Here is a 13,600-nt window from a genome sequence, read left to right on the forward strand (position 1 = left end):
ATTTTTCATCTATATTACATAGACTAATGTGACAGGTACATGGTGTTTTGTTATATTTACCGAACTTCTTCCCTCATTCCCTTTCTATACTGAAGGGGTGACTTTCCCTCTGTCTGAAGAAAACTCTTGCAAAAAACCGAAGCATCGTGAAACCCACAGGACAAACCGGTTTCCGTTACGCTAAGGCCGGTATCCTCCAGCAAACGCTTGGCCTCCATGATCCGGTAGGCTGTTAAATAATGCTTTGGGGAGATCCCTTTGTATTTTATAAAAAGCCTGTACAAATAGGTACGGTCAATCCCTACATAGTTTGCTATATCCCCGATCTGAATAGGATAGCTGTAATTATGGCGGATATACGCTTCGGCCCGGGACAAATAGCTCTGCTCATACTCTCCCCCTTCCTTTTCTTCCTTAGGAAACCGGGAAAACAGCAGATAAAGATACCCAGCCATTTCATCCATATTATGTCCTCCGCTTTGAAAAGCGGCCACCAGCCCTTCCATATAGGTACGCCATTCATCCTCAAGACCAAAATGATAAACATACCCGTTTTCCTCCTGGCAGTAATCGGTTAAAAGCCGCTCGGCTTCTGCTCCTGCAAAGGCCGCCCAGGCGTATTCCCATGGCTCGTCCTTATCAGCCTGATAATAAGTCACCTCCTGGGGCTTGATTAAAAATGCGTCCCCTTCCTTTAAAGCGTATTCCTTTCCTCCTGTCCTGTAAATGCCTTTTCCTCCCAGCACCACATGCATCAGGTAATGTTTTCGTATTGCAGGACCGAAAAAGTGACCGGATGCACAATGCTCACGGCCGCAGTAATAAATGGTCAACCCCCTTGCCGACTGATTCATATTAATCCCTCCATACAACAAAACGACAATTTCATGAAACAAACATCCTATCTTTTTTCCTGCTGTAATTATACAATATCCTCATAAGACAGACAAGGAAAACAAGGAGGAAGGAACATGGTAAAAATAACTTTTATGGGGGCTGGAAGCACGATATTTGCCAGAAATGTCCTGGGTGACTGCATGTGCACCCCAGTGCTTAAAGATGCTGTGATCGCTCTTTACGACATTGACCCGGTCCGGCTTGCGGATTCGGAACTGATCCTGAATGCAATCAACAAAAATGTGAATCAGGGACAGGCCGGCATAAAGACCTATCTGGGAGTGGAAAACCGGAAGGAAGCCCTGGCAGGTGCCACCTTTGTGGTGAATGCCATTCAGGTGGGAGGATACGATCCCTGCACCATAACGGATTTTGAAATTCCTAAGAAATACGGCTTAAAGCAAACCATTGCAGACACCCTTGGAATCGGCGGCATTATGAGGGGCTTAAGGACCATTCCCGTTATGGAAGATTTCGCCAGAGATATGGAAGAGGTTTGCCCTGATGCATATTTTTTAAATTACACCAACCCAATGGCAATTCTGACCGGTTACATGCAGCGCTATACATCCATTAAAACCATCGGCTTATGCCACAGCGTCCAGGTATGCTCAGAAACCTTATTAAAGGGACTTAATATGGAGGATAAGCTGGAGGGAAGAACAGAGCTGATCGCTGGGATCAACCATATGGCCTGGCTTTTAAAGCTTAATGACAGGGATGGAAACGACCTCTACCCCATCATCAGACAGAAAGCCATTGAGAAAAACAAGACAGAAAAGCATAAGGATATGGTCCGCTATGAGTACATTAACCATTTAGGCTATTATTGTACGGAATCCAGCGAACACAATGCCGAATATAATCCATTGTTTATAAAATCCAGATATCCGGATATGATCGAAGAATTCCAGATCCCCCTGGACGAGTATCCCAGACGCTGCATCAAGCAGATCAACGAATGGGAGGCAGAAAAGAATTCCATCTTAAATAACGGCGAGATCACCCATACCCGTTCCCATGAATACGCCTCCTATATTATGGAAGCAATTCTGACCAACAAGCCCTATAAGATCGGCGCAAGCGTTTTAAACCACGGGCTGATCGACAATCTTCCGTCTGACGCCTGTGTGGAAGTGCCATGCCTTGTGGACGGAAGCGGCATCACCCCCTGCCACGTGGGACGCATCCCCACTCAGCTTGCAGCCATGAACATGACAAACATCAATCCCCAGCTTCTCACAATTGAAGCAGCTCACAACAGAGACATAAAAACCATTTACCAGGCAGCCATGCTGGATCCACACACTGCTGCCGAGCTAAACATAAAGGATATCCGCTCCATGGTAGATGAGCTCATTGCAGCCCACGGCGGCTACATGAACATGTACCGTTAAAAGATATCTCCAGGAACTTTCATTTGCAAATTACGTTTGCTGCCTGTATACTTGACCCTATCAAACATCCTAAAAAAAGCGGATCGTCTGACAGGGTCTTTCACCATTTTGAGGGGGTATATTTTTGAGCGAAAAACAAACCACTTATAAAAACGTAGCCGGCTTCCGCTGCTTACGAAACATCAAGCGGCAGACCAATGATCTGTACCTGGTCCACTGCGGAATCCAGCAGTGTCCTCCGGAATACACCTACGATCACAAGATTCCAAATGAAAATCACCTTCACTTTGTTCTGGGCGGCGCAGGTACCCTGGAAATTGACGGAAAACGGTATGAGTTAAAGACCGATGACATTTTTCTCATTCCCAAGGGCCATCCCGTTCTTTATAACGCAGACCATAAAAACCCCTGGGAATACATGTGGATCACCTTTGACGGGGAAATGGCGGATGCCTATTTAAGCTACGCAGGCTTATCTGCCCAGCTTCCTTCCATCCATTCCCAGATCCCTAACCAGCTCTATCTTCCCATGATACACAAGATCCTGGATACCAGCGAGCTGACCTTTGCCAATGAGATCAAGCGGGTAGGATACTTATATGAGATCCTGTCCACTCTGATCGAAATGCAGAACACCATAAGAACCATTAAGAAGAACCAGTACGATTATTCCATTGATACTTACGTGGATTATGCCCTTCAGTATATCAAGCTGAACTACGACAGGATCAAGGTTCAGGATATTGCAGACTACATCGGGATCAACCGCTCTTATTTAACCTCGATCTTTAAAAAGCAGCTTCACGTTTCACCTCAGGAATATTTAATGAGATTCCGCCTGGGCATCGCCGCCAATCAACTGGCTACCACAACCTTGTCCATTCAGGAAATCGCCACAGGCATCGGATATCATAACCCTTTGACCTTTTCCAAAATATTCAAGCAGGAATTCGGCGTCAGCCCTAAACATTACAGAGATGAAAAACGGCAGCCATAATCAATCGCCCGGCTCGTTATCTGCATAAAAAACAGGAGGCTAGTCCTGAAGGACTGCCTCCTGTAACATATTCTATCGTTCTTCCAACACTTCATTAATCTGTGAAACCAGAACATCACAGTCTATTCCATGAACCTGGCAGGCTTCTTCCAGGGATTCGCCCTGAGATGCCGGACAGCCGAGGCAATGCATACCTGCGCGCATTAACATAGGTGCAATGTTCTCGTCCATCTCAAGCAATGCGCCTATTAACATATCCTTTTGGATCTGCATCTTGTATTCCTCCTTAAAAAATTGTATTTACTGTCTTTCTAATATAATACTTTTCCCTGTGATTAGCAAGGACTAAATTCCTCTTTTTTCATTCGTCACCTTTTCTAATGAATTTTTCTCATTAAGGGCTCTTGACATTGTATACAGTATTCATATATAATGTATTCATACAAAGATTGTATGAATTATAATCTTTGATGGCACTCATTAATAATTACCACTTATACAATAGATCTTACGGAGGTACAATACTATGCGAACAGAATGGAGAGCTTTCACAGGCGGTGTTTGGGAACGGGAGATCAACGTCAGGGACTTTATACAGAAGAATTACACTCCCTATGACGGCGATGATACCTTCCTTGCCGGGCCGACTGCAGCAACAAATGAACTTTGGGCACAGGTCATGGATTTATCCAGACAGGAACGGGACGCCGGCGGCGTGCTGGATATGGATACAAAGATCATCTCTACCATCACCTCCCACGGCCCGGGATATTTAAATAAAGAGAAAGAAACCATCGTAGGCTTTCAGACCGATAAGCCATTTAAGCGTTCCTTACAGCCTTACGGCGGCATCCGTATGGCAGAAAAATCCTGTGCGGATAATGGCTACACCATTGATCCTGAAGTCAAGGAATTTTTTATGATTCACAGAAAGACACACAATGCCGGAGTTTTTGACGCTTACACCCAGGAAATGAGGGACTGCCGTTCCAACCACATCATCACAGGTCTTCCCGACGCTTACGGCCGGGGACGCATCATCGGTGATTACCGCCGAGTGGCCCTTTACGGAATTGACCGGCTGATCGAGGATAAGGAAGAACAGAAGGTAACCACCCGTACCATTATGTACTCTGATGTAATCCGGGAAAGGGAAGAGCTTTCCGAACAGATCCGCGCCCTTAAGGAACTGAAAAAACTGGGAAGCATCTATGGATTTGATATTTCCAGGCCAGCCGCCAATGTAAAAGAAGCCATCCAGTGGATGTATTTCGCCTACCTTGCCGCTGTCAAGGAACAGAATGGAGCTGCCATGTCCTTAGGCCGCACCTCTACCTTTATAGATGCTTACGCTCAAAGAGATTTAGAGGAAGGAACCTTTACCGAGGAGGATATCCAGGAGTTTGTGGACCACTTCATCATGAAGCTCCGCTTAGTCAAATTCGCCCGCACACCGGAATACAACGAGCTGTTCTCCGGTGATCCTACCTGGGTAACAGAATCCATCGGAGGAGTGGGCATCGACGGACGCCATCTGGTGACCAAGACTTCCTTCCGTTACCTTCACACCCTTAAGAACTTAGGAACCGCTCCGGAACCCAACTTAACCGTTCTCTGGTCCACAAAGCTTCCTGAAAACTTTAAGCGCTTCTGCGCCAAGACCTCCATTGAGTCCTCATCCATTCAGTATGAAAATGACGACTTAATGAGAGTGACCCACGGAGATGATTATGCCATTGCATGCTGCGTATCTTCCATGAGGGTCGGTAAAGAAATGCAGTTCTTCGGCGCACGGGCCAATCTTGCAAAGTGCCTGCTGTACGCCATTAACGGAGGCATTGATGAAGTCTCCAAAAAGCAGGTAGGCCCCAAATACCGCCCAATCACTTCCGAATATCTGGATTACGATGAGGTAATGGAAGCCTATAAGGATATGATGAGATGGCTTGCAAGAGTTTATGTAAACACCTTGAACATCATCCACTATATGCATGACAAATACAGCTACGAGCGCATTCAGATGGCTCTTCACGATAAAAAGGTGACCCGCTGGTTTGCCACCGGAATCGCCGGGCTTTCCGTTGTGGCCGACTCTTTATCCGCAATCAAATATGCCAAGGTAAAGACCCTGCGGGATGAAAACGGAATCGTTACTGACTACATTGTAGAGGGAGACTTCCCGAAATACGGCAATAACGATGACCGGGTAGACCAGATTGCAAACGAACTGGTCCACACCTTCATGAACTATGTAAAAGGAAACCACACCTACCGCGGCGGCATTCCAACTACCTCGATCCTGACAATCACATCCAATGTGGTATACGGTAAGAATACAGGAGCAACTCCTGACGGACGTAAGAAAGGAGAAGCCTTTGCACCGGGTGCAAATCCCATGCACCATCGGGATACCCACGGCGCTGTCGCCTCTCTGGCGTCAGTGGCAAAGCTTCCGTTTAAAGATGCCCAGGATGGCATCTCCAATACCTTCTCCATCGTACCAGGTGCCCTTGGCAAGGAAGATCAGATTTTCACAGGCGATTTAGAGGTAGATTTAGAACTGGCTCTTAACGATGATCAAATATAAAAATCATCTTTTAAACTTAAGTTTGTAAATCAACTGGATATGTCCGCATATCCCCTTGATTCGTCAGTATATGAAAATAAGGAGTGGCTGTTATGGCAGACCCAAAGGAAAAACAGATTGACGAAATCGTCTCCATGCTGGATCAGTTTATGACCGAAAAGGTTGGTCATATGAACATCCGCGTATCGGAGGACGGTACCGTAAGCACCGATAAAACAATGGCAAAATCAGTTACAACTATGAGTTCCACGGATTGTGCAGATGGAAATTCCGCCTGCAGAGTGCCCACCCTGTTTGAGGGCATGGACACTGATACTGATAATGAAGACCCGGAAAGCAACCGGCTGTTTATGGAAGACACTTATTAAGCACAAGAGGAGGATCATAATATGGCAAATATCAGCGAATCTCAAATCAACAACCTTGTAAATTTATTGGATGGTTATGTAGAAGAAGGCGGACACCACTTAAATGTCAATGTGTTCACCCGCGACACCCTTTTGGATGCCCAGAAGCATCCGGAGAATTACCCACAGCTTACCGTACGGGTGTCCGGTTATGCAGTGAATTTTATCAAACTGACAAAGGAACAGCAGGATGAGGTAATCTCCCGTACGTTCCACAGCAACATGTAATAAAAGACAAAGAAGGCGATGTGCATGACAGGATATATTCATTCCATTGAAAGCTTCGGCACCGTTGACGGACCGGGTGTGCGCATGGTGATCTTTTTACAGGGCTGTCCCATGCGCTGCCAGTACTGCCACAATCCGGACACCTGGAAAATGGCAGGCGGCACGCCTATGACGGCAGAAGAACTGTTAACGCAGTATGAGTCGTCCCGGAGTTTCTACCGGGGCGGCGGCATAACTGCCACCGGCGGGGAACCCCTTATGCAGCTGGATTTTGTGACAGAGCTTTTTGAAGCTGCAAAAAAGAAAGACATCCATACCTGTCTTGATACCTCAGGCGTCACGTTCCACAGGAATGATCCGGATTATTTGAAAAAAATAGACCGGCTTCTGGACCTAACCGATCTAGTCATGCTGGATATCAAGCACATTGACGACACAAAGCACCAAACGCTTACAGGGCATTCCAATGGAAATATCCTGGATTTTGCCAGTTACTTAAGCGACCGGGATATTCCGGTGTGGGTCCGCCACGTGGCAGTGCCTCAGATCACGGACCAGGCCCCTGACTTATACAGGCTGGGACGCTTCATCGGCGGACTTAAAAACGTCAAGGCTCTTGATGTCCTGCCCTATCACGACATGGGTAAGGTGAAATACGAAAGCATGGGTCTGGACTACCCTTTAAAGGATACCCCTCCCATGTCCAGAGAAGGAGCCGTTGCCGCCAAGAAGATCATCTTAAGCGGAATCAGGGATGTCCGCACAGGGATCCCCGACCGGTATTGCTCCCAAAATTAAACAATAATTGTACCATTTACTACTTGAATAATTCTTATTAATAGTATAAAATATAGAAAAATCTATAGATTATAAGGAGGTAATTTATCATGGCACGTGTTATTAGTGACGCTTGCGTTAGCTGCGGAAGCTGTGAAGCTGAGTGCCCAGTAAGCGCTATCAGCCAGGGTGATTCTCAGTTTGTTATTGATGCAGATAGTTGTATCGATTGTGGTGCTTGTGAAGGTGTCTGTCCAACAGGAGCTATTTCTGAAGCATAATTATGGATACATAAATGCCTCTTCCTTCGGGAAGAGGCATTTTGTTATATCATCACATTCTTCATATTTGCATACTAATGAATCAAGCGGATATGGCTGCACATCCAGCTGATTCGCAAATCTAAGGTTGAAAGATGTTGTTCTTTCAGCCTTTAATAAGGAAAGGACATTTCTAGTATGAGAAAACCACTGATCGGCCTGACCCCTGCCCATGATATTGAGAGCGGTGATGTGAAGGCGCGTCCTACTTATATGCGGGCATTAAAAGCTGCGGGAGCAATCCCGGTCATAATGCCCTTAGATGCCTCAGAAGAGGATTTAAAGCAGCTTTCCCAGGAACTGGACGGATTTCTGTTCACAGGCGGTCCCGATGTCCACCCCTTCCTTTTTGGAGAAGAGACACAGGAGCACTGCGGCAATGTATCCCCGGCCAGGGACCAGATGGAAATTTCCCTGCTTCCCATGATCATGGAACTTAGAAAGCCTGTGCTTGGAATCTGCCGGGGTATCCAGGTCTTAAATATCGCGCTTGGGGGAAATATCTGGCAGGATATTCCCTCCCAGGTGAAACGGGATTTTCCTCTCGCCCACTCCCAGCCGTTTCATTATGATATGCCATGCCATACGGTTTCCCTAACCAAGGGCAGCCTTCTTGCCAGGATATCGGGGTGCTCCTCTTTAAAGGTCAACAGCATGCACCATCAGGCAGTCAAAGACATTGCTCCAGGGCTTATTGCTTCTGCTTACTCGACCGATCATTTGATCGAAGCCCTTGAAATGCCTGGCTATCCCTTTTTTATCGGAGTTCAATGGCATCCGGAATATCTATGGGAAAAGAATGAAGAGGCGTTCCGACTGTTTCAGACGTTTGTAGAAGCCTGCAAAGAATGACTTTATATACGTAAAAAATCCGCAGTTTCCACTTTCAGCGGCAGCTGCGGATTCCTTTGCCTGAGCCCTTTTGGCAGCTCTAATTATCTGAAAGTAGTGTGGTTTTATAACTTTTTTCCATTTCGTCCGAACTTCTTTTTACGGTTAAAAAATGGGATCTTGGAAGCGGCAGCTTCCGCACGCCCTTTGTTATCTTTCTGATACGAACGCATAAGCTCGTCCAACTGCTTGAACCGCTCTTCCTCTTTTTCTTCTTTTAAATTCATTAAATATTCCATCTCTTTAATGACCTTGTCATTAACCAGGCTGCTTACATCCTGGCTTAACTGCTCATTATTTACTTCTAAGGCCCGTCCAATGATATGGTTCATGATCTCCTGAAACTGCTCCATTTTTTCATGGGCAACGGAAATCGGCGCCGATGTCTGTACCTCCAGGCCTGTCCCGTCCTCCGTACCAGATATTGCACTGTCTTTTAATTCCTGAGCAACCTGTCCCTCTAATAATTCATCTGGTATGACAGGATCCCTGCCGTCCTCAATAACCTTATCAAGCGCTGTCTTAATGGCTTTTAACTGATATCCCTTCTCCTTTAAGTCTTTGATCTGCTTGAATAAACGGATGTGTGCTTCAGTGTAATACCGGTGCCCCATCTCATTTCTGGGAATTTTTAACTCCAGCTCGTCCTCCCAGTATCTAAGGACATGAGACTCCACATCGACCTTCTTCGATGCATCCGATATTAAGTAATGTATCTCAGCCATAGCTATATCCTCTCCTTTGGTTCGTTTAGTTTTCATAACCTTACTATTTATATCATATGCGGGATTCGAAGGGATTATGAATGGGAATTGGAAAATTTTATAAGGGAATTGAGAAAATATTTGAATGGGGGAGGGATGGGGAATGATGGAGAAGGGAGTTTAGTGGGGGAGATTTGAGGGGGTGGGGGGTGTTTGAGAATATAGGCGGGAGGCTTTGAGAATGCTGAGGGGAGCATTGAGAATATAGGCGCTTGCTGGAATCCGGCGGGGTATGCTTTGGATATACTTCGAGCCCGCAGGGGCCATCTGGGAGAATGGATTTGAGGAGCAATCCATTCTCCCAGATGGGGGGCATTCGCCCCATAGAAACAGAGGGACCCCTTGCCCCGGAAAAGCAAACAAGTTTGTTTTTCCGGGGCAAGGGGTCCCTCTGTTTCTATCCTGCTCATTGCTTGGCCATGTTTGCGAACTTTGTATACTCTGGCCTCCAGACCAGGTTTACTGTTCCGATAGGACCATTTCTCTGTTTAGCAATTATTACTTCCGCAATATTCGGCATATCGGTATCCTTATTATAATAATCATCACGATACAAAAACATAACCACATCGGCATCCTGCTCAATCGCCCCGGACTCTCGAAGGTCGGAAAGCATAGGCCGGTGGTCTTGCCTTGTTTCACAGGCACGGCTTAACTGTGATAGGGCGATTACGGGAGCGCTTAGCTCTCTTGCCAGGCCTTTAAGGGATCTGGAAATTTCTGAGATCTCCTGCTGACGGTTATCGCCGCCTTTTCCGCTTCCGCTCATCAGCTGAAGGTAGTCGATGATGACTACGCTAAGACCATGTTCCAGCTTCATCTTTCGGCATTTGGAACGCAGTTCTCCAATAGAAATTCCAGGAGTATCGTCGATGATCAGCTTGGAATTTCCGATGACTCCGATTCCTTCCACTACGGCATCCCAGTCGGAATCGGATAAGGTTCCGGTTCTGAGCTTCTGGGAATCTACGTTGGATTCCATGGCAAGCATACGGTTTACCAGCTGTTCCTTTGACATCTCAAGGCTGAATACCATGCTGGGCAGGCCTTTTTTTACCGCAATATGGTCTACCAGGTTCAGTACGAAAGCCGTCTTACCCATGGAAGGGCGGGCTGCGATGAGGATGAAATCGGAAGGCTGCAGACCGGAAGTCTTGTAATCCAGATCAATAAAGCCTGTGGGGATTCCGGTCACGGTTCCCTGATTTTTAGAGGCCTCTTCGATCTTTTCCAGAACGTTCATGGCAACCTGGCGGATGGGTACGAAATCTCCGGAGCTGCGGTTCTGAAGCAGGTCAAATATAGTTTTTTCCGTGGTGGCAAGAATGGTCTCCAGGGATTCCTTTCCTGCGTAACAGGTGTTTGCAATGTCTTCGTTTGCCTTAATAAGCCGCCGCAGGACGGCTTTGTTCTGCACAATATTTGCATAAGACTTTATATTGGCGGATGTTGGAACCGTGGTGATGATATCCCTTACAAAGTCCAGGCTTGAAACCTCGGGAGGGACATCCTTCTCCTTTAAACGGTTTTGAAGCGTCACCAGATCCACTGGTAAATTCTCATTAAAAAGCTCCAGCATGGCCTCAAACATGATGCCATACTGGTGCTGGTAAAAATCTCCTGCTGTAACGATCTCGGAAGCCGTGATGATCGCATCCCGGTCCATCAGCATGGAACCGATGACGGATTGCTCTGCCTCAATGCTGTGAGGAAGCACCCGTTTGATCAGGGCATCATCCATGTTCATGCCTCCTAGCTTTCTACTACCTTAACAATTAATTTTGCAGTAACATCCTTATGAAGCTTGACTGGAACCTCATGGGAACCAAAGGTCTTAAGGGGTTCAGGAAGAATCAGTTTCTTCTTATCAATATCATATCCCAGCTGGTTCTTAATGGCAGCAGAGATTTCTTTTCCCGATACAGAACCAAAGGCTCTTCCACCTTCTCCCGCACGCATGGTTAAGGTGATGGACGCTTCGGAAATCTTGGTTCCAAGTTCCTTTGCAGCTTCCAAATGCTCCGCCGCAATTCTGGCCTCATTGGCCTTCTGAAGCTTTAAGTCATTTAAATTCTTAGTTGTTGCTTCAATACCCAGCTTTTTCGGGAGAATGAAATTCCTCGCATATCCATCGTTGACCTTAACGATCTGTCCCTTCTTGCCCAATGCCTTTACGTCTTCTAATAATACAACTTCCATTATGATATGTCTCCCTTCTCTAACATCTCTTTAATAACCGCTTTTACGCGGGTTTTGGCTTCTTCAATGCTGACACCTGCAAGCTGTGCACCTGCAATGCTGCGGTGACCTCCTCCGCCCAGCTTTTCCATCATGACCTGTACATTGACTTCATCAATGGAACGGGCGCTTACATACACCGCATGATTATAATCTGTCATTACGATGGAGGCCTTGATTCCGGCTATGTCCAGCAGCTCATTGGCTGCCTGAGCACCTACGACCGTAGGACTATCGATTCCTTCCGAGGAACATACGCTGATGGCAAAGCAGCCCTCGAAAATCTCCGCATCACGCACGGCTTCCGCTTTTGCCTTATAGTCATCTAAGTTATCCCGGAACAGCTTCCGCACACGGACTACGTCCGCACCGTTTCTTCTTAAGAAAGCGGCCGCTTCAAAGGTCCTGACACCTGTCTGGTTAGTGAAATTATTGGTATCAATGACGATCCCTGCATAAAGGGCATCTGCTTCCGGTGATTTGATCTTGATTCCATCTGCAATGTACTGCAGCACCTCCGCTACCATTTCACAGGAAGAGGATGCATAGGGTTCCACATAAGAAAGAACCGCATTATCAATGATCTCACTGCTCTGTCTGTGATGGTCCAGAACCACAATGGTCTTTACAAGACGAAGAAGCTCCGGCGCATCGGTAATGCTGGGACGGTTTACATCCACCACCACCAAAAGAGTATTGGCGTCCACCAGCTCTGCTGCTTTAGCTCCTGTTAAAAATAAATCCTCCGGGTAATCAGGATTTCCCACAAAACGGTCCAGCATGGGGCGGACCGAGGTAGTCACTTCATTGATGATGACATTGGCCTTTTTATCCATGGCCGTCGCAATGCGGTAAATTCCAACCGCAGCGCCAAAGGCATCAATATCTGTTAAACGGTGTCCCATGATCAACAGCCGGTCCTTTGTCTCCATCAGCTCCCTGAGCGCATGAGCCTTTACACGGGCCTTTACGCGGGTGGTTTTTTCTACCTGCTGGGCCTTACCTCCGAAATACTGGATCCGTTCACCATCCTTAATCACCGCCTGGTCGCCTCCCCGTCCCAGGGCCATATCAATGGCGATTCTTGCCAAATCGTAATTCCGGTAATAGCTGTCTCCGTTCATTCCAAGGCCAATGCTTAAGGTCACTGCCATCTCATTGCCGATATTGACGGTTTTTACTTCTTCCAAAATGGAAAAACGGTTCTCCTTAAGTTCCGCAATATAGGACTGCTTAATGGCAATAAAATATTTATCCTTTTCCAGCTTCTTAACGATCCCGTTCATATTGGTGATGTATTTGGTGATCTTCCGGTCAATGAGGGCAGTAAGCAGGGAACGTCGTACCTCTTCCACACTCTCCAGAGCCTCATCATAATTATCCAGATAAATAAGGCCGGCCACCATCTTCTGGTCATCCACCATCTGCTTATAAGTAAGAATCTCTGTTTCATCAAAAAGATAGATTGCCACAAGCATCTGCCCGGCAGCCTCCATGCCAATGGATGGAACAATAGATTCCGGTGAATCCTTCATATAAATGGCCTTTAAGCGGATCTGGTATTTCCGTTCATCCCGTGCGGCATGAAGAACAGCCGTACCCTCGTTAAGCTTTAACACTTCCTTTGTTATCTCCGGAAAAATGGTCATGATGTTCTTTCTTGTAAGCTTTAGAGGCTTTTCTTCCCCCAACACCTCTGAAAACACTGTATTTCCCCAGAGAATCCTTCCGTTTTCATCCGCCATCCCATACGGAATTTCCAGATCGGTAAGGAGCTGCTTCTGCATCCAGGAATATTCCGCAGAAAATTCCACAAGGCCACTCAGCAGAAGTCTTCTTCTGTAAGTATAAAGCCAGACTGCTATACCTATATACAGAAGTGTAAAAACCGCCATGATAATGCCCGCTTTTGTGCTGGCTGCGCCGATCACCGTATTGGCGGCAATCAGCAATGCGCTCAGATAAAGCGGCCACTGCATATACGTCCTCAGCTGTCCCTTTATTTTGAACTTTTCTTTCATATCTTTCTCCTTATGGAAAAAAGGGTTCTCTTTTTCACTATCTTAACATTATATCATAGTCATCTGGGTTCGTCCA

At 46.5% G+C, this 13,600-nt stretch carries 14 protein-coding genes; 8 read left to right on the top strand and 6 right to left on the bottom strand.

The window, feature by feature from the left end:
• Positions 1–56: 56 nt before the first annotated feature.
• A complete protein-coding gene (locus tag K401_RS0106780; RefSeq protein ID WP_027352541.1) occupies positions 57–854 on the bottom strand; it encodes an AraC family transcriptional regulator in 798 nt (265 codons plus the stop codon).
• A gap of 117 nt (positions 855–971) precedes the next feature.
• Here K401_RS0106780 and K401_RS0106785 point away from each other — a divergent pair, with 117 nt between their 5' ends.
• Positions 972–2,294 carry an alpha-glucosidase/alpha-galactosidase gene (locus K401_RS0106785; RefSeq protein WP_024292249.1) on the top strand — a complete coding sequence of 441 codons (1,323 nt, stop codon included), beginning with the start codon at positions 972–974 and terminating at the stop codon, positions 2,292–2,294.
• Positions 2,295–2,418: 124 nt separating this feature from the next.
• Positions 2,419–3,291, top strand: coding sequence for an AraC family transcriptional regulator (locus K401_RS0106790; protein ID WP_024292250.1), 873 nt, complete (start codon positions 2,419–2,421; stop codon positions 3,289–3,291).
• A 72-nt stretch (positions 3,292–3,363) separates the two neighbouring features.
• Here K401_RS0106790 and K401_RS0106795 read toward each other — a convergent pair whose 3' ends face one another.
• On the bottom strand, positions 3,364–3,564 hold the full coding sequence (locus K401_RS0106795; protein ID WP_024292251.1) for a DUF1858 domain-containing protein: 201 nt from the start codon (positions 3,562–3,564) through the stop codon (positions 3,364–3,366).
• A 253-nt stretch (positions 3,565–3,817) separates the two neighbouring features.
• On the opposite strand from K401_RS0106795, the gene pflB reads away from it, so the two are divergent.
• The 6 genes from pflB to K401_RS0106825 all read left to right on the top strand — a co-directional run bounded on the left by pflB (position 3,818) and on the right by K401_RS0106825 (position 8,462).
• Positions 3,818–5,878, top strand: coding sequence for a formate C-acetyltransferase (gene pflB, locus K401_RS0106800; RefSeq protein ID WP_024292252.1), 2,061 nt, complete (start codon positions 3,818–3,820; stop codon positions 5,876–5,878).
• A 92-nt stretch (positions 5,879–5,970) separates the two neighbouring features.
• On the top strand, positions 5,971–6,246 hold the full coding sequence (locus tag K401_RS0106805) for a hypothetical protein (RefSeq protein ID WP_024292253.1): 276 nt from the start codon (positions 5,971–5,973) through the stop codon (positions 6,244–6,246).
• Between the two features lie 21 nt (positions 6,247–6,267).
• Positions 6,268–6,513 carry an autonomous glycyl radical cofactor GrcA3 gene (gene grcA3 / locus K401_RS0106810; protein ID WP_024292254.1) on the top strand — a complete coding sequence of 82 codons (246 nt, stop codon included), beginning with the start codon at positions 6,268–6,270 and terminating at the stop codon, positions 6,511–6,513.
• A gap of 24 nt (positions 6,514–6,537) precedes the next feature.
• Complete coding sequence (pflA, locus tag K401_RS0106815; protein WP_024292255.1) at positions 6,538–7,311, top strand: pyruvate formate-lyase-activating protein; 774 nt, start codon at positions 6,538–6,540, stop codon at positions 7,309–7,311.
• 89 nt (positions 7,312–7,400) lie between these two features.
• The gene (fdxA, locus tag K401_RS0106820; RefSeq protein ID WP_024292256.1) at positions 7,401–7,571 is read left to right on the top strand and encodes a 4Fe-4S ferredoxin; all 171 of its coding nucleotides are present in this window, start codon (positions 7,401–7,403) and stop codon (positions 7,569–7,571) included.
• Positions 7,572–7,748: 177 nt separating this feature from the next.
• Entirely contained in the window at positions 7,749–8,462 is a 714-nt protein-coding gene (locus K401_RS0106825; protein WP_024292257.1) for a gamma-glutamyl-gamma-aminobutyrate hydrolase family protein, read from the top strand.
• A 104-nt stretch (positions 8,463–8,566) separates the two neighbouring features.
• Here the strand turns inward: K401_RS0106825 and K401_RS0106830 are convergent, their stop codons facing one another.
• The 4 genes from K401_RS0106830 to K401_RS0106845 all read right to left on the bottom strand — a co-directional run bounded on the left by K401_RS0106830 (position 8,567) and on the right by K401_RS0106845 (position 13,524).
• Positions 8,567–9,226, bottom strand: a complete 660-nt coding sequence (locus K401_RS0106830) for a helix-turn-helix domain-containing protein (protein ID WP_024292258.1) — start codon at positions 9,224–9,226, stop codon at positions 8,567–8,569.
• Positions 9,227–9,671: 445 nt separating this feature from the next.
• A complete protein-coding gene (dnaB, locus tag K401_RS0106835) occupies positions 9,672–11,006 on the bottom strand; it encodes a replicative DNA helicase (RefSeq protein ID WP_024292259.1) in 1,335 nt (444 codons plus the stop codon).
• An 11-nt stretch (positions 11,007–11,017) separates the two neighbouring features.
• Positions 11,018–11,464, bottom strand: coding sequence for a 50S ribosomal protein L9 (gene rplI, locus K401_RS0106840; protein ID WP_024292260.1), 447 nt, complete (start codon positions 11,462–11,464; stop codon positions 11,018–11,020).
• Complete coding sequence (locus K401_RS0106845; RefSeq protein WP_024292261.1) at positions 11,464–13,524, bottom strand: DHH family phosphoesterase; 2,061 nt, start codon at positions 13,522–13,524, stop codon at positions 11,464–11,466. The genes rplI and K401_RS0106845 overlap by 1 nt, the downstream gene beginning before the upstream one ends.
• Positions 13,525–13,600: the final 76 nt, after the last annotated feature.

Source organism: Lacrimispora indolis DSM 755, from assembly GCF_000526995.1.
GTDB lineage: Bacteria > Bacillota > Clostridia > Lachnospirales > Lachnospiraceae > Lacrimispora > Lacrimispora indolis.